Origin of the sequence: Pilosibacter rotomagensis (genome assembly GCF_045062245.2) — a bacterium.
Classification (GTDB): Bacteria; Bacillota; Clostridia; order Lachnospirales; family Lachnospiraceae; genus Pilosibacter.
In genome coordinates this window covers 1,722,981-1,741,840 of the sequence record NZ_CM170323.1, presented here as the reverse complement: position 1 = coordinate 1,741,840, position 18,860 = coordinate 1,722,981, and the positions used below count along the sequence as shown (strand labels likewise).

General features: G+C 52.2%; 12 protein-coding genes. All 12 read right to left on the bottom strand.

The genetic code is table 11. The features are described from left to right. Window positions 1-3 precede the first annotated feature (3 nt). A complete protein-coding gene (locus ACI3EW_RS07655; RefSeq protein ID WP_485663348.1) occupies window positions 4-7,566 on the bottom strand; it encodes a GLUG motif-containing protein in 7,563 nt (2,520 codons plus the stop codon). Beyond that, window positions 7,563-10,703, bottom strand: a complete 3,141-nt coding sequence (locus ACI3EW_RS07650; RefSeq protein ID WP_405582149.1) for a hypothetical protein — start codon at window positions 10,701-10,703, stop codon at window positions 7,563-7,565. The genes ACI3EW_RS07655 and ACI3EW_RS07650 overlap by 4 nt, the downstream gene beginning before the upstream one ends. Before the next feature lie 22 nt (window positions 10,704-10,725). Beyond that, a complete protein-coding gene (locus ACI3EW_RS07645; protein ID WP_118531987.1) occupies window positions 10,726-11,454 on the bottom strand; it encodes a hypothetical protein in 729 nt (242 codons plus the stop codon). Next, window positions 11,451-11,951, bottom strand: a complete 501-nt coding sequence (locus ACI3EW_RS07640) for a hypothetical protein (protein WP_118597876.1) — start codon at window positions 11,949-11,951, stop codon at window positions 11,451-11,453. Before ACI3EW_RS07640 ends, ACI3EW_RS07645 begins: the two co-directional genes overlap by 4 nt. Window positions 11,952-11,955: 4 nt before the next feature. Next, a complete protein-coding gene (locus tag ACI3EW_RS07635) occupies window positions 11,956-12,195 on the bottom strand; it encodes a hypothetical protein (protein WP_118531983.1) in 240 nt (79 codons plus the stop codon). A gap of 28 nt (window positions 12,196-12,223) precedes the next feature. Continuing rightward, window positions 12,224-13,582 carry a F0F1 ATP synthase subunit beta gene (atpD, locus tag ACI3EW_RS07630; RefSeq protein WP_118531981.1) on the bottom strand — a complete coding sequence of 453 codons (1,359 nt, stop codon included), beginning with the start codon at window positions 13,580-13,582 and terminating at the stop codon, window positions 12,224-12,226. Window positions 13,583-13,599: 17 nt separating this feature from the next. Next, window positions 13,600-14,382: a F0F1 ATP synthase subunit gamma gene (locus tag ACI3EW_RS07625; protein WP_215702489.1), complete on the bottom strand. Its 783-nt coding sequence runs from the start codon at window positions 14,380-14,382 to the stop codon at window positions 13,600-13,602. Beyond that, window positions 14,369-15,715: a F0F1 ATP synthase subunit alpha gene (locus tag ACI3EW_RS07620; RefSeq protein WP_215702488.1), complete on the bottom strand. Its 1,347-nt coding sequence runs from the start codon at window positions 15,713-15,715 to the stop codon at window positions 14,369-14,371. The genes ACI3EW_RS07625 and ACI3EW_RS07620 overlap by 14 nt, the downstream gene beginning before the upstream one ends. 12 nt (window positions 15,716-15,727) lie before the next feature. Continuing rightward, window positions 15,728-16,495 (bottom strand): hypothetical protein, encoded by a 768-nt coding sequence (locus ACI3EW_RS07615; protein ID WP_118531975.1) that lies wholly within the window; start codon window positions 16,493-16,495, stop codon window positions 15,728-15,730. 21 nt (window positions 16,496-16,516) lie between these two features. Further along, window positions 16,517-16,762 carry a F0F1 ATP synthase subunit C gene (locus tag ACI3EW_RS07610; RefSeq protein ID WP_182426812.1) on the bottom strand — a complete coding sequence of 82 codons (246 nt, stop codon included), beginning with the start codon at window positions 16,760-16,762 and terminating at the stop codon, window positions 16,517-16,519. 100 nt (window positions 16,763-16,862) lie between these two features. Continuing rightward, complete coding sequence (locus tag ACI3EW_RS07605; RefSeq protein ID WP_485663347.1) at window positions 16,863-18,425, bottom strand: hypothetical protein; 1,563 nt, start codon at window positions 18,423-18,425, stop codon at window positions 16,863-16,865. Between the two features lie 129 nt (window positions 18,426-18,554). After that, a complete protein-coding gene (locus tag ACI3EW_RS07600) occupies window positions 18,555-18,848 on the bottom strand; it encodes a hypothetical protein (protein WP_485663346.1) in 294 nt (97 codons plus the stop codon). Window positions 18,849-18,860 lie beyond the last annotated feature (12 nt).

The following is an 18,860-nucleotide window of genomic DNA, read 5'->3' as shown; positions in this document are numbered from 1 at the left end:
ATCTTATTTCCTCCCCTCTCTCTTTCTGAACAGAAGACCAAGGGATAAGAGGACTCCCATCGCAGAGAACGCACCGAAGATCATGATTCCGTATTTCTTGTCTTTCACGAAATCGTTGCTCTTTAACTGTGCCTGATCAGCGATCAGTCCCTGAGATGCCATCTCCTTCACCTTGTCGTCCACACTTGTAAGATCACTGCTCTTTTGAGACAGGTAATCTTTCGCTGTGTAGACCTTGTAAGATCCGTCTGCCGGATTATAGACAGTGATCAGTTTCCTTTCCGTCACAGAGCCGGATGTCGGATCGGTGGTCATTCCATCGGCTACTTCCGCAGATGTTCCGTCGAAGGAGGCCTCAGAAGCCTGTTGTCCGGAAGCTTCAGAAGAATTTCCAGCGGACTCTCCGGCCTGTTCTCCGTCAGTCTGAGCTGCCGCGTCTGCTGCCTTTCCGGCTTCATCCGCGGAACCTTCTGCAGATGTTCCGGAGGTCGTATCCTCAGAGGCAGCATTCGAAGCTGCATCTTCAAAATCATTCTCCGATCCTGCAGAGTCGGAAGCTGCTGCACCGGAATTGTCCGTATTTCCGGTCTCTGTGCCGTCTGCACGGTTCTCCGGCAGCGCGTTCTGTGCTTTGTCTGATCCGTCTGCAGTCTTCTCTGCGTCTTCCTTCTGCACTGCCAGGGATTCTGCATTCTGAGCTGCATTCTTCATCTGAGTATCGGCTGCACCGGATTGCTTCGCTGCATCCGTGCTCTCTGATGCATCTTTGCTCTTCGCATCGGCCGCATCGGCTTTCACATCGTCCCTCGCCTTTCCGAATAGACTCCTGATCTTATCCACGATACTGCTGTTTCCGGATTTCTCCTTCTCAGCCGCGCTCTCAGATACAGCGGCTTTCTCTTTTCCGCCATCCTTTTTGTCAGTCGTCTTCTTCTCGGAATCCAGCTTCTCGGAAGCTTTTACATCCTTTTCAGAAGTATCCGCCTCACGATCCTTCACCGATGTTCCGGAAACAGTATTTTTCTCCGTATTGTCGGAGGTCCTTCCGTTTCCGTCTGTCGTTTCCGTCTTGTCAGCCGTTCTGTCGTTTTCTCCGTTCTTTTCGGTCTTGTCAGGATCACCGGATGAGGATCCGTCTCCTCCTGCCTTTCCGGAAGAAACAGCCGCATCCCCGTCTCCGGAGGCGGTTCCCTTGTAGGAAAGGATATCGTCAAGACTTCCAAGTTTTCCGTTGCTTAAGTTCGTCATGAGGTTCACGGATGCCTGATATCCGGAATTGTTGATTCCGAACCAGCTTCCTAAGTAACTCTCGATATACTGACCCGCGTAATCCGCAAGTGTCAGATCCTCGCCGTTCTCCCAGGAATCCGCCTCCTCAAGCGTAAGCTCCGTTCCGGTCAGGAAGTTGAAGGCAAATACCTTTCCGTCCTCAAACCGGCCGATCGCGACATGGCTGCTGTCGTGCATGTTATCAGCCAGCTCCACGATCCCGCGGTTTGTGAAGCTCTCCGGAAGATGGATCGACTCATTTAAGTCATGAAGCATTCCATCGGTTCCGAGAACTGTCAGATACTGGCTGTCCTGATATGTATCTGCGAGCACTGCCCCGTAGACAAGCTCCGGATCCGGTTCCAGTCCGAACAGGGTTCCGTTCTTCACATAAGCGAGCCGGTCGAGGTCCTCCCCGTCGTAGTGGATGAACTGGTGGTAGACGGAAAGCTTCTTTCCATCGTATGTAAAGGTATGGACTGCCTTCGGTTCCTCCCACTGAATGTCAGAGGAATCGCAGTGCGATACGACACTTCCGCTCTCCACATCCCAGACATCGCCGTTTAAGTCGAGCGCTTTTCCGTCGCGCAGGTTCAGGAAGCTTCCCGCGATCTGCTTTCCGGACGCACTCCGGATCCCGGAACCGGTCAGGTAATACTGATCCCCGTTCCATGCCATGACGGAGGACACAAGGTCCGTCGCCAGAACATCATAGGTCTGTGTAAATCCGAGTTCCGGTGCCGAGAGCGTTACGGTAAGCGGCGTACTGTAATTGTACGGCATCGTATAGATCCGGTCGGTCGTGTTGACACTTAAGACTTCCCCGGATCCATCTGCAACCGTCATCGTCACTCCGACAACGTCGGAAGCGAGTTCAAACGTGATGGACGCCGGTCCCGAAGCGGATACCCAGAGGTACTGCTCGTCGGTAAGATCCCGAAGTGACAACATCGAAGTCATCGCGCCTGTCGGGATCGGAACTCCCCAGAAGCCGTAGGAGCCATCCTCATAGTTGATGAGGTTTGTCTGTGTCTGATCCGGATACGGGTAGAAGCTCTCCCCCGTCTTTACATACGGGAAATGTGCCGTATACGTATCATTCTTTCCAGGCTTCAGGTTCTTATAATCCCAGTAGCTGGAATTCAGGCTCAAAACATTCGTGTAGAACGCATTGGTACCAAACACATTCGCATCCGTAACAAAATACTGGTACGGAGCAACGGCTGCCGGATCATCGAATTTCGTCGGATCCTTCTCATTTGCATTCAGCTTAAGTTCCGCATACGGTTTTCCGCTTCCGGTGTAATCCTGGATCTTCGAACCGTTCTCGCCCCAGAGCGGTGTGCCGTTTAATTTCAGTCCGCCCCAGACAGCTGCCTTCGGAGCTGCTCCGTTCACAGTCCGGATCCCCTCATCGTCAAGAGTCCTTGTCGGTCTTAAATAAGTTGAATCCGTATCTGTGTACTCAGTCGTGTCCAGATAGAAAGTACCCCAGACGGTCGGTGTACTCGATCTGCCCGTCACGGTTACATCCGAAGTCAGAACGAGATTATTATAATTTTCGCTGCTCAGATAGTCATTTCCGTGGGCAACGACAGCACCCGTCGCATCTCTCTCCGGATTGCTGTAGGTGAGACGTCCGACAAAAGCGCCTGCCTGCTCAACAGATTTGACCGTTCCTCCGAAGATACCTTCCTTCACCATCGCGCGGTTGTATGAAATGTATCCACGGTTATCGTATTTGTAGTCGTAGAGGATTCCCGCAAATGCACCGGCTGCAGAACCAGTCGCCTCGACATCCGCATTGCAGTTCATATACGTATATCTTCCGGCGATCGCAATTCCGGTGATACCGCCAACCCCCGTGACGCCTTTGACCTTTGTGTTATTGACAACGAAGAAGCTGGCGGCCGTTCCGGTTCCCTCGTTTCTTCCGGCAATTCCGCCGACACCCATCGAAGTTGCTCCGGTTCCCTGAACTGTACATCCGACAACCGCAACCTGAGAGATCCCCTCCTGGGCAGATGTATTACCCATGATGCCGCCGATATAGTTTCCGCTTCCCTCGACCGTTGAATCAACGACGCTCGAGTAGTAGATACCGCCACTCTGCCCGTTTGAAATACCGGCAACGTAGGAAGTTCCGGTGATCACGGACTCTTTTACGAGTGCCCGGTTCACTCTCGCTCCACTCTGGATGATTCCCATCGTGTAGCTTCCGGTTCCCTTAATATAGGAGTGATCTACCGTCGCATCCACAATACTCGTCCACCAGCTTCCGATTCCGAGGATACCTGCGGTGGTTCCTCCGCCGGAGACATAAGTGTACTGCACCTTCGTGTTCGTGATCGGTGCACTGTCTCTCGTCGACTCGGAGAACAGGGAGCCGATACCGCCGGTATAGTTTTTGCCGCTTACAAAGACCGGATATCCGCTCTCACCGACCGTAAGGTTTCCGGACGGCACGCCCTGAGCGAGACGTCCGGCGATACCGCCGTTATAACTATAACCACTGACATAGATTCCTTTGACCGAAGCGTCTGTAAGCGTCGCTTTTGTTCCGCCGACGATACCGCCGACGCCCTCACTGTACGGCGCAACGATCCGGTAGGTAAAGAGTGTGTCCGATGGAAGACCGTCGAGGGACGTATAGTCCACCGCGTCTCCTTCCGCCATGATGTTGCTGATCGCACCGGTCGAGTAACCGGCAAGACCACCGACATAACTCGATGTCGAGGAAACCGAGATCTCGATATTCTTTAAGGAAGCATTCGTGATCGTACCTGTGTTCGTTCCGATCATACCGACCTGGGATGCCTGATAACCGGTAAGTTTTACCTTCTCGAACTCGCAGTTCTCGATCTTACCCTGGTTTGTGGAGACAATACCAAAACCGGTTCCCGCCTTTGTTCCGTTGTTGATCGCGATATCGGCAAAGCGCAGGTTCTTCATCTCCCCGGCGATCACGTTGATCATGGATTCCGCAGCACTCGCTGTGCTGTACTCCTTTCCGCCAAAGGTGATCGTATACTTTCCGCCGTCGCTCTTTGTCTCACCGACGAGGGAATTGATCTTTAAGCCCATCGGGATCTTTCCGTTCGTTACATACTTGGAAAGATCGATGTCCCCGGCGATCCGGAAGTTCTCGAAGTTCTGTCCCGCCTCTGTCATCGCAGCATACCACTCTTCCGCATCGCGGATCGTCCGCGCGATGACGGTTCCCTCTCTCACGAGGATCTGGATCGCAAGGCGCTTCTCCACACCATCTTTCTTAAAGACTGCGAATGCCGGGTAGACGGACTGGAATTTCGTCGGCTGTACATCCGAATACTGGATTCCAAGCCCATCGACTGCCTTTTTAGGATCTGAGGAGGAAAAATCGAGTCCATCCGCCTCAATGCGATTCAAAAGGAAACCGTTTCCGCCGTTCTCTGCGTATACCTCGACGTTATAGACACCACTGCTCAGCTGATAGATCTCCGCTCTTCTCACTTTCAGGTTTTCATCCGGAAGTTCGCGCGGGGTCTGATCTGCGAGAATTTCCCCGGAAACATTCTTTAACTGCGGAAGATATCCGTCCTCGATCCGATAGCCGCTGCTGCCCTCGATATCAAAGCTGTTTCCGATTCGTCCGCGGTTTCTGAAGAAGTTCTGGGTCAGGAATTCCCCTGCCGCAGAGAGGTAAGTCGCTGTAAGAAGCTCCACGGAAGTTCCCGTTCCGACGATCTGGCCGCTGTAGGCAGTGCCGTTTGTGACTGCACACTGTGCAACACCACGTATATTTCCGTAGATACGGTTGATATTGGAACCGCTTCCGGAGAGGTTTCCGATCGAGATGACATCATCAACCGAGACGTTATCCGTCGCAATTCCCAGAATTCCGCCGAGGTCTCCGGTCGAGCTTGTGATATCCGTCAGGGATACCGCCTCACTGACGTCGGAGCTTCCGGCTCCCACGATCCCGCCGGTGCCGCCAAAAGCGGTATTGATCGTTCCGTGAGAGTAAGCATTTGATACAGATCCGAATGTCTCGACGTATCCGACGAGACCTCCGACTCCGTTCGCACGGACTCCGTTCTTCGCCTCGATGTCAAGCCCCGATGCGTAGGAGTTCTTCACCGTGAGACCTTTTCCGTAACCGACAAGACCGCCGACCGAAAGGGCGCTGTTTCCGTAGGCTGCTGTCCGGATCGATACATCTTCCATCCGGCAGTCCTCGACTGTGCTGTACTCAAGGTAGGAAACAAGACCGCCGATGTTCGACGGCATATCGGAGAGCGTCACCTTTGAGGCACGGATATTCTTTAAAGTCGTGTTGTTTAAAACCTTTCCAAATATCCCGGCCTGCATGGACTTCGCCTTGTTGTCCGCGGAGTCATTTGTGATTAGTTCAACATTTTCAAAATTGATGTCTTTGATCTCCGCTCCGGATACGACCGAAAAGATCGTGGAGCCGACACCGCTGATATTCTTTACCGTATGTCCGTCACCGCTTAGCTTTCCGGTAAACGGAACCTTTTCCGTGCCGACCTGCATCGCTGCGAGGTTCTTTCCGGTGAAGTCGAGATCATCCACAAGGATAAAGTTCTCCGCCGGGTACTGGTCCAGATAGAGCCAATCCTCGAAGCTTGCGATCTCGCGGTAGAAATCAGCCTCAATATAGTTTCCGTCCTGACCGCAGGCGACAGTCGTCGTCTCATGGCTCACCGTGTTGATCTCGTAGGTAATGCTCGTATAGAGATACTTTCCGGTAAAGGATTTCGGATCGCTGACCTTCACGCGGACGACGTACATGCCGTTTTCTGTATACTGGTCAAGAACCTCCGTCGTCAGGCCATCGATGCCGATTCCGGTAATCTTCTGCTGGTTGTTGCTCCGGTAGTAGAGGAGGATTTCCGCCTCTTTATTTGTCTGGCTGACCACACGGCTGCTGACAAATTCCGGAACATCTGCACCCGGTGCCGGCGGCAGGGCGATATTCTCCTGCGCCGTCTCCATCGCATCCGACATATTGATCCGCGGATAGTATCCGCTCGCGAGCTGGCTCTCGATCGTAAAGGCATCCGGATTCTTGAAAGCCTTCTCATACCAGACACCGTCCCAGAGTCTCTGGACCGCCGTCGCCGTTCCGAGATCCTTCGGATATACCGCTACGGAGCTCATCGAGATATGGTAGAGATCCGTCGAGCGCGCGCCGCTGTTGTTGGCGCCGACCGTAGACCCGCCTTTATCGTAGATCTTGTAAACGGACTGTTTTCCGTTTTCATACGTATAATAGTAGGTGTCTCCGACAAAGAAGCTGTTCCGGACGGTACCGCTGTTTTCTCCGACAATTCCGGCAGTCCGGCTCATTGTCCACTCACTGTTGTTGTACTCGTTGACCGTATTGTTGATCACAAAGGTATCCTCGATCAGACCGGTCGCCGAGTTCGTACATGCCATCGCACCATATCTGCCGGATGCAACCGTCACATCGCCTCCATAGACGACGCTCTCCATGACAACGTCCTTTCCGTAGACAACGCCGCGGCGGATCGTTCCCTGGTTTTCGCTGCACACAATACCAATGTAGCTTCTCGCGTGGAGCTCCTTCTCAAGTTTGATGGAGAAGTTTTCAATCACGCCGGATTTATAGTTCGTATATACAAGGAATCCGTTGCTGTAGTTCGGTCTCGTCCGCCCGAGCGACATCGTCATCACAATATTTTTGATGGTTCCATAGTTCATGGTGACAATTCCGCCTGTCTGCGAGATCTGTGAAGTAGGAGAAACGGTTCTCCGGTAATTGAATACAATGTTCTTTACCACGCCGGTACTCTTGAGGGTTCCGATCACCGCTCCGTAGTTGCTGCCCTCCGGGAAGGAAAGCGTATGTCCCTGGAAGTCGACCGTTCCGGCAAAGTTCGATACATAGCTGGAATCCGTCCTCTCGATATCCGCGATGACCGCGAACTTTCCGTTCGGATTTGCATTCAGCTTCGTCCGGAACTCCGTCCAGTTCGAGATCGTATCCATTCCGGTCTCCGTCGTGAAGTTCACTTTTGAGAGGACAATGTCCTCGTAACCGCGGACGCTGATCAGGAGATCGACCTCATATGTCCAGAATCCCTTACAGTCAAAGCTCTTTGCCTCCGAGATTCCCTGGTCTCCCGCTGTATCATACGGGAAATCATAGGAAATCCGGCTGATCTCCTTTAACTTGGAGGAGTCAACGTCCATACCGTCCGCTCCTTTTAAGAGCAGGGTGTATGTTCCGTTCTTCAGTTCCTTCTTCCGGTCGTTTAACGTAACCGTCACCGAAGATTTCCATCCGGATCCCGCAGCCACAATGGACTCGAGATCAAGCGAACCGGTAATTCCCTCACCTGTTGTAACATGAGTCTGTTCGGATCCGGGAACGTGTAGTTCGTCTCATTCTTTCCGCTGTCGTAGTAGACGTTGTAGTTCTGCGCCGTGAACTCAATACGGTAATCCGTATCCATCTTCAGGTTGTTGAAACGAAGGCTTTCGTACTCCGTATTTGTCTTGATCATTCTGGTCTCGACAAGGCTTGCCTCCGATACAGAGTAGAGCTTTACCGTGATCGTTCCTTTATCGACGGCATTGTCCGGGTCATCGAAATAGAAGTGGTAGATCTCGATGAAGTTCGAGAGTGTGAACACGCCGTCATGGCGGATTCCCGCCGTCTGCTTCAGGGTACGGAGCTGAAGGCTGTTTGTCGACGCGCCAACGTTGTATTCACTTCCGCCCTGAGCTGCAACAGCTCCGACCGATACCGTGTAAACAGTCATGGAGTCAAACGGATCATCCTGTCCTTCTCCCTCGCGGAACTGCAGTTCTGCTCTCCAGCCCTTCATGAGAAGCTCCCAGGCATTCGTATTTTCCGTCGGTGCTGTTCCCGTGAGAACGACCTTCGGGACAGACGCATCTGTCGAATCGTGATCCTGAATCACCATGCTCGCAGTACCGGCCTGCACCGGCACTTTTTCGAGTTCTTTCCTTGAGAGGATCTCCTCGTTCTTCCATGTCTTTGTATCGGAAGAGATCTCGACCGGAAGGCGCTCCATAAGAGTCAAAAGACCCTCAAGTGTCTTATCTGTATCGATACTGAGTCCGATCGTGAACGAAGAATCCGTGATATCCGCGGAGTCGACATCCACATATGCGTTTCCGAGAAGACTGATCGGAGCCGTGTAGACGGAAAGTCTTCCTAGCTGCATGTTTCTCTGCCAGTTTTCCGTATTTTTATCATTCAGATCATAATCCGCACGGGCAACCATATAGAACGAGCTTCCGGACGGAAGGTTTGTGATCATAAACTCATTCGCTTTTCCATCCGTGGAAACTGCCCTGCGGTAGCGCGTATTGATCCCGTCTCCCGTCTCGTCAAAGGCCGGCACATCTTCTCCCTGCTGGTTGACCACATAGAAATAGCAGTTCTCCATCGCCGCATGGTCCGTGTTCTGGATCTGGACGGAGATCGTCTGGGTCCCGACCGTGTTTCCTGTCTCGCGGAGTGAAGCTTTCGGCTCCACTTTGCTCGTATGAGTCGATCCCCTTGTGATGCTGTCCGATGTCAGTTCAAATTCATTCCGGAACCGGTCCATGACGCGGATCGTGTAATCATAGGTCTTATTGGAAGAAAAACCTTCTTTGGAAAGCCAGTCTCCCGCTGTTCCCTTTTTGATATTTCTCACGATCGTACCGCCGACGTTGTAATCCTCACCGCCGGCCGTCACCTCGATCCTGCTGATGTACGGGATCGCGGAGATCCGTTCATCGGAAGTCGCGACATCCTCTGCGAGGATCCTGTCGATCCCGATCTGATACGGGAGGAAGGTATCTCGCTCAGAGAATGTCAGCCGCATCGGGCGAAGTGTCGTCATCGGAAGTGTCGAGATCTCGATGGCATCCATGAATGGCTTTGTCACCTTGATACCTTCATCGTTGCGGAAAACGATATCTCCGCTTAACTGGTACGTCGTTCCCGGTTCCAGGTTTGTAACCTCGAGCGTACCTTCTTTTTTCATGTTTTTACGGCTCTTCTGGGTTCCGTTGACACTGAACCGGAAGACGACACGAACAAGACGGCTCTGATCATCCGTGATCTCAACCTTGCCTGTCATGCCATATACGCCGACATTGATATTGGAAAGTGTCACTGTCGGTTCCTTAAATTCATCCGGACGTACGTCAGAATCGCCTCCGTCGGAGGATCCATCGCCTGTGTCTGCACCGGAATCGCCGTCTCCGGACTGGTCAACGCTGCCGCTGCCTCCGGATGGGGAGGACGAACTTCCGCCGCCTCCGCCGGAACTTCCGCTTCCGGAGCTTCCGCTTCCGCTTCCGGAGTCGGATGCTCCGCCTCCGCCGGAGCCGCCGCTGCTGCTTCCGCTGCCTCCGCTCGCAGATCCGCCTCCCGCGGAACCGGAGCCGCTGCCGGAATCGGAGTCGCCGGAGCTGTCTCCGCTGCCTTCCTCTGCGAAGGTGCTGTCCGTATAGAGACCGCTGTCATCGCTTCCGTTATTTCCATCCGTGCTGCCGGACTCATCGATCTCCTCGTTCACCTGTCTGTTCCCATCGGCTCCCGGTGTTACCGGAAGTGCCGGTGTGACAGAGGTGTCCGCATTTGCGACAGTCTCTCCGTTTGCATGCTCGCCGGAAGATCCCGGTCTTCTCTGCTCACGGTCCGAACGGTCGGCCGGGTTTGTCTCCGCCTCCGTCTCTGGCTGTATTTTCTGCTCTGTGGAGCTGTACTCTGCGACGAGACCGAGCTGTTTTAAAAACTCATCGTAGGACATGCTGACCGAACCGATCTTGACCGTGTCCCCGTAAGTGATCTTTGTCTGCCCGTAGACAAGTCTTCCGTCATCGTAGCTGTAATAGTGGATGCCGGAATCTCCAAGGTACATGATACTGTTTAAACGGATCCTTGATTCGTTACCGGAAGAGGTCACGGTCATCGGCTGGGTGTTGATGTAGAGACCTTTTCCTGCTGTGGAGAGGATATACTCCTCGTCCTCTGCTGTCTGACCGTCAATATCATATGCAGTACCATTGCTCAGGAGCATACCTTCATACGGTTCATACGACTCAAAATCGTTTGTGATGAGTTTGAGATCACCGTTTAAATAATAGAGCGCCGTTCCCTCCTGTGCAAATAACGGGTAGGTGATATCGACGGATTCTTTCTTATCGCCGATAAAGTACCGGTTTGCTCTGCGGTACAGCGCTTCATCCTCTGTGCAGGCACGCATCGAAAGGACCTCTTTGTCTTCCTCCGGCGTTCCGTCTGCCTTTAAGGTATCTGTGATGTCCTTTTCTGTCACTGCAAATGCCGGAAACTGAAGCCAGGCCAGAGTCTGAAGGCGGTATGTGTAGGCAAATACCACCACCGCAAGCAGCATGGCTGCCATCGCGATAATTTTTTTCATAATCCAGTTCCCCCTTTGCTTCCTATTTGTTCTCCATTCTGTTTAACGTTCCCGGTCTCGCAACAAGAAGATACCAAGTTCCGTTCGCTTTCTTCATCGTGTCTGTTCCCATGTCAAGGACATCCCCGTTCGCAAAGGAAGCTGTGAGTTCCGATTCCCCTGTCTGGACAACCGTGCTCGTTCCTGCCGCATAGTCGAAATACTGGAGTGTATTCCCGTATCTCGCCACAGCATACGAAAGCGCCGGGACTTCCACACTGCCGCCGTCCCAGCGAAGTTCTGTATTTTCAAGGAATATATAAGTGTCCACGCCGTCGAAGAGATATCCGCCGGCATTTTCCGCCTTCAGATTTCCGTCTCTGAGAACGACCGAGTTGTTCTCGATCGCCATCGTACTGAAATGGGACAGGCGGTATACGCTGTCATTTCCCGCATACCACGCGTAATCAAACGGCAGAAGTGCCATTCCGTCCGGCTGGTACAACGGTTTGGAATTCAGGGTCTGCGTTCCGTTTTCATCCCGGATCGTCACCTCTTTATCCGTGTACTGGACTCTGCATTTTCCTGTATATTCGACTTTTACATCTCCGAAATAGTTGTATGCTCCGTCCTTTAAGACGACGGAGTCCATATCTCTCTTAAAGATCAGGACCAGGGCAGCGATCACAAGGACTGCAGCCATGATCCCGAGGCTTAAGAGCCGGTCCCGGAATCCTCTGCCTTTTCTCTCTAATTTTGTTCTGCCTTTCATGACTGCTCCTCCATATCTTTCAGTAAAAAGTACGCGCTGTAAACGATCAGGAAAATTCCGAGGAATCCGAGGATCACCGCAACATAGAGGTCAAACCTCGTCTCCCTCAGGTACCCGCTCAGGACATTTCCGACCAGCAGAGCGACAAAGATCAGAATGCTGTTCAGAAGATCCCTTAAGAATACGCGTCCGCCGCCTCCGGCGACTGCTTTTGCCGCCGCAAGGAGGAAAAGGAAAACCAGATGCGGCAGCTCCATCTCGACCCGGAAGATCACGGACGAGAGGACGAACAGGAACCCGAGAAGCGATACTGCAAAACAGACCGCCTCCCGGTCGCTCCGGTTTATGAGAAATCCATAGACGCCGCGCGCTCTTCCGTTCCACGAAAACTTTCTTGTTCCGATCACAGCGAGCAGGGAACCGATGATTCCCGCCGCAAGCGTCAGCAGTATGAAGTTTTTAAACAGGACGATTCCCGCGATCAGTTCATCTATCATAGTCTCATTCTCCCGTGATCAGAAGTTCAAATTCGTTATGGCTGTGCATAAAATATCCGGTTACATTTTCGTAAGTCTCCGTCCTGTCCCCACTCACGATCTCAACATTTCCTTTGATCTCGCCGAGGACCGGCATATAGTCTTTCAGGATCAGAAGGTTGTAGGTGCTGCTCACGATCCGGATCAGATCGACATGTTCGAGGACCTTAAGGCCTTCGTGAAAGCCGAGGATCCTGGCTGTCATAATTCCCTCCAACTTGATTCCTCCCTTTCTACTGTTTCTGTTTCATGCTGCCGATCATGAAGAACTCGTCCTCATCCCGGTCATCGTAGGAACCGTTTAAGATCGCCTCCACATCGTCAAGGACGTCTGCGATCTCAACATAGACTCCCGGGATCCCGGTAAAGTCCTGAGCTACGAACATCGGCTGTGTAAAGTAATTTCTTAACTTTCTTGAGCGGTAGAAGATCTCCTTATCCTGCTGGGAAAGCTCCTCGATACCGAGGACTGCGATGATCTCCTCAAGTTCCTGATAACGCTGGAGATAGGCGATGACCTTTTCATGAAGATCATAGTGACGTTTTCCGACACGCTCCACTTCCATTAAGGTACTCGAAGTCTGGAACACATCGACTGCCGGATAGAGACCTTTCTCTGCGACCTTACGGCTTAAAACGACCTGACCGTCGAGGTGTCCCATGATCGTCTGAACTGCTGCATCCGTGATATCGTCGGCCGGAATATAAATCGCCTGGAAGGAGGTAATGGATCCGTCTCCGGTGGAGTTGATCCTCTCCTCGATCTCGCTGACATCAGAGTCTAAGGTCGCCGGATAGCCGTTCTCGATCGGCATACGGTTCTCCATCGCACTGATCTCGGAATATGCCTGAACTGCACGGTAGATATTATCGATGAAGAGGAGGACATCCTGATTTTTCTCATCTCTTAAGTACTCCGCGAGTGTCAGTCCGCCGTAGATCGCATGGGATCTCGATGCGGAGTTCTCTCCCATCTGTCCGAAGACCATCGCGATCTTGTCTAAAAGTCCGGATTCTTCCATCTCGTCGTACAGCTCGCGGCCCTCTCTGGAACGCTCACCGACTCCGGTAAATACGGAGTTGGAACCGAGACCCTGATAGACATTGTGGATCAGCTCCTTGATGACAACGGTCTTACCGACTCCGGCGCCGCCTAAAAGTCCCATCTTGAAACCTTTCTGCATCGGTGCAAAGAAATCAAGCGCCTTGATCCCGGTCCAGAGCATCGATCCGTTGACATCGATCGTTCCGAGCGGAAGCGGATCCGGATATACCGTGCGTTTTCCCTGGCTTTCGATCGGTTTCTTATCGATCGGATCACCATACGGGCTGAACACGCGTCCGAGGATCGCATCAGAATATTCCATCTGAAGTCCTTCTTCCGCTTTATAGACTTCTGTTCCTCTTGAAAGTCCGGCTACATTTGAAAAGGGAACAAGGCTGGCTATGTTTCCCTCAATATCTTCTACTTCAAAGCGGTAGGTCTTCTCTCCCTTGACTGCGTACATCATGTCTCTCTTCTTGACCTGTACGCCGGAGAGCAGAACTTCTACCAGCAGATCTGAAACTGAAATGATTTTTCCTGCTAACATGTTTCTTCCTCGCCCCTTTAGTACATCTTATTTTTAATGAAGGTATCAACAACCTTCTGGAATTCCACGTTTCTCTTTTCCCTGCGCTCTTCCATCACTTTCTCCTCCTCGATCTCATCGATCTTCTTTAAGGATTCGGTCGTTGCATTCTGGCGCAGGATGTTCTCTGCCGCACGGCTGTTCACGACTGCCAGCATCAGTTCGTAATACACATACGTCTCCATGAGGCGGATCATGATCCGGTTGATGTCTCCCTCGATCGCAAAATCCTCGGTATGCGTTTTCTTTCCTGACTCATCCCGGCTGATCGGGAAGATCTGGAGTTTCCGGAAGTAGATGTTCGTCGTATTCTCATAGTGGTTGTAGATCAGGTTGATCCCGGAACACTTCTTTGTGCGGATCTGCTTTTCCAGAAATTTCTGGATCCGGCCTGATTCCTCCTCCAGACGGGAATACGGGATCTGGTCCCAGACATTTTCAAGACCCGCAGAGCGGAGTTTTTTTCCGATCAGGATCTTCACATCCCCCGCCGGATCCTTGTGCAGCTGGTCATTCACCTGGGAATTGTAGTTGCTGCAGAAGCCGAAGTCGCTTCCGATGTAGATATTGATCTTCGGGGCATCTTCATTCACCCGGAAGATCTTTTTATCGAGGATCAGGTTCCGGTTGTTGACGATCGCTTCCATCATCGCGTAAAGCTGGTCTTCCATCATCAGATACTTGTCTGCCTGACGTTTTGCCTTATCGACACGGATCAGGGAATGGAAGTTCATGACTTTGACTACATTACGAATGCTCATTTCCCTCTGCCGCTCCTTCCTGTAAAATCGCGGAAAACTTGGAAATACATGTCTCTGGTGACTGTGGGCTGTATTTGTACTGGATCAGACCCTCAAGGATCTTTGCGCCTCTCTTTAATTTTGCTCTCATGAGTGGGCTCATCTCATCCATATTGGCGAGCTCATAAACTTCCCTCGTCTCGAGGTAGCTTAAGAGTTCTCTTCGTACTTTTGTACCGAGTTTCTTTACCTTCTCCTCCTGTACCGCTCCGCCGAGACGGGATACGGAGAGTCCGTAGTTGATCGCCGGTTTCTGTCCTTTATCAAAGTTTTTCTTTGAGAGAACGATCTGTCCGTCCGTGATGGAGATGATGTTTGTGGAGATATATCCCGTGATATCCCCGCCCTTTGTCTCCACGATCGGAAGGATCGTGATCGAGCCGCCGTTTAAGTGCTGACATCCTCTCTCCAGAAGTCTGGAATGTGTATAGAAGATATCCGGCGGATATGCCTCACGTCCCGGTACATGACCTAAGAGCAGGCTGATCTCTCTGTGGACATCCGCATGGCGTTTCAGGTCATCAAGAACGAGAAGGACATCGTTTCCCTCCATCATAAACTTCTCTGCGATCGAAGCCGCTACATACGGGGTCAGGTAGAGCACCGGCGGCGTGTCATCATTGAATGCCGCGAGAATGATCGTGTAGCTCATGCAGCCCTTTGCAAGGAGCTCCTGATAGACGCGCTTTACCTGTTTTTTCGTCTTGCCGATCGCCACATAGATACATACCATATTCTTTCCCTTCTGGTTTGCGATGGCATCTAAAGTGATCTGGGTCTTTCCTGTCTTTTTATCTCCGATGATGAGCTGACGCTGGCCTTTACCGATCGGGTAGATCAGATCGATTCCGGCGATCCCGGTCTCGAGCGGACGGCAGACTTTTCCCCGATCCATGATGGAGATCGGCTCATTCTCGATCGCGATCGGCTCCGCGTCCTCGAGGACCTGATCAGTCATTCGGTCGCGTCCGAACATATCAACGACTCTTGAGAAGGAGCTTAAAGCGAATGCCGCTTTGTAGGTCTCCCCTGTTCCGCGGACCTGATCTCCGATAAATACCGGTCCATTGCTCTTTACGACGGTGACACAGATTTCCGATCTGCGGATCGCGTTGACGTATCCCTCCGCGCCGTTTCCGATCAGGACTCTCTCCATGAAAACGGCATTTTCCAGTCCACGGACCGTCAGAATGTATTCTTTTACAGCTGTCACCAGACCGATTTCATAACTGTTGCGTCCGGCTTTGATCTCTTCAATTTTTTTATCAACCAGACTCTTGCTGTAACTTTCCATCTTTGCTTCTCCTTATATACTGTAATCGAACATCCGGTTTCCGCGGACAACGCGGACTCCCTCGCAGATCCCTTCATCGTAGACCGTCTCGACCCGCCCGTCTTTTCCGGCACTCTCCGGATTTCCGGTATAGACAGTCGTCTTGTCACTGTAAAGATCCGAGAATACGGAGGCATACTCGCGGAATCCGCAGGCATCCATCGTACCATTTTCATCAAGATACTGCTCCAGAATCTTTAACTCTTCCTCATCCAGACACTGTCTTAAGATCTGCTCCTGCTCTTCCGGATCGAGAGTTGAAAGACTGTATGCAGTTTCGAGCGGAAGATCCGTAAGGATCCTGCCGGCCGCTTTTCCGGTCTCTGCCATCGGACCCGGATCCAGAGAAAGGATTCCCCGGATCTCTGCGCTTCTGTCCACCGCAAATTCGTTCCGGACATTTCTGTATGCTTCGCCGAAATCTGTCTGTCCTGTCGATGCCGGCGGCAGCTCCAGACCGGCTGCGGGTGTTTCTGCGACAGTCTGGACCTTCGCCGGATTCTTTGCAGGCGCGTCCTTTTTCATCAGGTTGACTCCATAGAGCCGCTCTTTTTCTTCCAGTTCTTCAAGCTTTTTCTTTTTTTCCTCATACAGCCGGTCAAAGACGGAGAGCTCGCGCATATACCGCCCGTTGACCTGCCCGGTTACCCGGTCCGATACCTGCCTGATTACCAAAAACATAAATGCGATCATAAGCAGGAGAACCACCAGAACCGCCAGGAATATCATGACATACCGCATGGTCTTGCACCTGCCTTTCGATTAGTAGATCAGTGGATTGAAATAGAGAAGCAGGAATACAAACGCGAACAGTAACAGGAGCAGGACGGTCAGCACGACCGCCACCGTCATAATCCCCTGAATAACGTCAGATTTTGTCTCCGGGTTTCTTCCAATCGCCTCTGCCGCCTTGGAACCGAGAATTCCAAGACCGATCCCGGCGCCAAGGAACGCAAGTCCTAACATCCAGCCGATCGCTGATATTGTTGTGGATAAGATTGTCTCCATTTTTCTTTCCTCCATCTTGCGGGGAAATGTTTTCTCCCCGCTGCTTTTTCTTTATCAACAGGATCCCGATCCTGTTTTTCTCATAATAACCTGTTTCCGATTACTCCCCGACCTTCGTCTCATCTTCAGTCCTGATGATCAGAGGCTTGTCCGCCGGGATTGTCTCAAACAGCGGTTCAGCGCTCTTTAAGACGATCTCCGAATTATTTTCGGAAGAAGATCTGTCCGCGTCATCATTCACCGTTGTCCCGTCCGAAACATTCTGGGAAGATGCATCCTGGGAAGAAGCATCCTGGGAGGATGTACCGCCGGATGTGCTTCCGCCAGATGTGCTTCCACCGGACGTGCTTCCACCGGACGTGCTTCCGCCGGACGTGCTTCCACCGGATGTGCTTCCGCCGGACGTGCTTCCACCGGATGTGCTTCCGCCGGATGTACTGGAGCTTCCGGAACCGCTTCCGCTGTTGTAATACGGGTTCTTTGCCGTGATCGTCTTTAAGACAGTCGCCTGACTGCTGTTCGCTGCAAAGATCTGAAGCTCCAGACGGTAGGTTCTCACATCTTCTCCAACCGCTGCATCAAACCATTCTGTGACTTCACCGTTTGCCGCTTCGCTGACATCGACCTCATTTTCGCTGAGTTCGTTTCCGCTCTCACCATAGAGAACGGCTCTTGCGCTGTACGCCGGATAATCGTCGTTGATGCTAAGAGCATACTCGATACCGGAGCTCGTGATGGAACGGACGGTGAAATCGCAGTTGACCGTCTTCGTCCAGACCCTCATGGTATCCATGACCTTGAAGGAACCTTCGTCCTCATCGCTCTCATCATATTCCGGATAGTAACCAAGTACCACTCGGTATTTCGTCTTGGGAAGAAGTTTCTCTGTAAAACGGTAATCACTGTCATCCGGGCTCACAAACGCGTGCGCGATATAATTGTCATCATTCGCAGAGTGATTTGCCTCATAAACACGCAGCTCGATCACACCATAGTATCCGAACGGGTCGGAAATTGCAAATGAAGTATCAATATAGGAAGAATCACTTGTCACCTGTTTTAACTGCATGGACTGGCGTCCTAAGATCGCCTGGTCGGATCCGCTGTTGTCGATGCTTCCGCCATCGCCTCCTCGTCCGCCGGATCCACCGTTTCCTCCTGCTCCGCCATCACCGCCGTTTCCACCGTTTCCACCGGAACCGCCGTTTCCGCCGGACCCACCGATACCTCCGGATCCACCGATACCTCCGGTGCCTCCGGTACCTCCGGTGCCTCCGTTTCCACCGAGACCGCCGTTTCCGCCTTTACCGCCGAGGCCGCCGCTTCCGCCGACACCGCCGCTTCCGCCGACACCGCCGTTTCCGCCGTCTCCGCCGCGGATCGTGTAAGAGTAGAGCTTCTGGCCGAGATTATACGGATCTTCCACGACTTTTAAAGAGCCGAGGACCTGACCGAGATCGACCGTGCGCTCGAGTCCGAGATCCAGTGCTTCATCCTTCACGGTAAATGTGATATCCCCGGTCTTAAAGGATTGTGCATCAAGGATCTTGAGATCAAGAAGGTCGTTCATCACATGGACATTTCCGGAGCGGTCGCCCACCATAAATGCCCAGCCTTCTGCCTGAAGGCTTCCGGTGTTGTCGGTGATCCCGCTTCCGGTCATCAGATATTTCCGGTCTGTCAGTTTGTAAAAGGCCGGTTCACTGAGATCCGTAATCTCATAGCGGGAGTCAAGTCTTTCTACGGTTCCATCCGGATAAAACCGGTAGCCGCCTCCGTAGACCGTCAGGGATTAAGCCCCCGGATCATACGCAACTGTCTGGCGTCCGAGAGAATATTCTTTCTTATTATCATCGACCAGATTGTATCCTTTATTCCAGCTGCGGTATATTTTTCCTTCTGAGCCAATCTCGATCTTTGCGTAGCTGTTGTCATATACGGTCCCGCCTGCGGGCACCGCATATTTCTCCGACTGAGTATTGGCTGCGCTCACGACCCCCACGCTGAACCCTGCAACGGCTGTTGTCACAGCCGCTGCAAAGATCACGAAGGACCGCTTTGCTTTTCCTGTTAATGCTCGTTTCATCTCTGTCGCCCC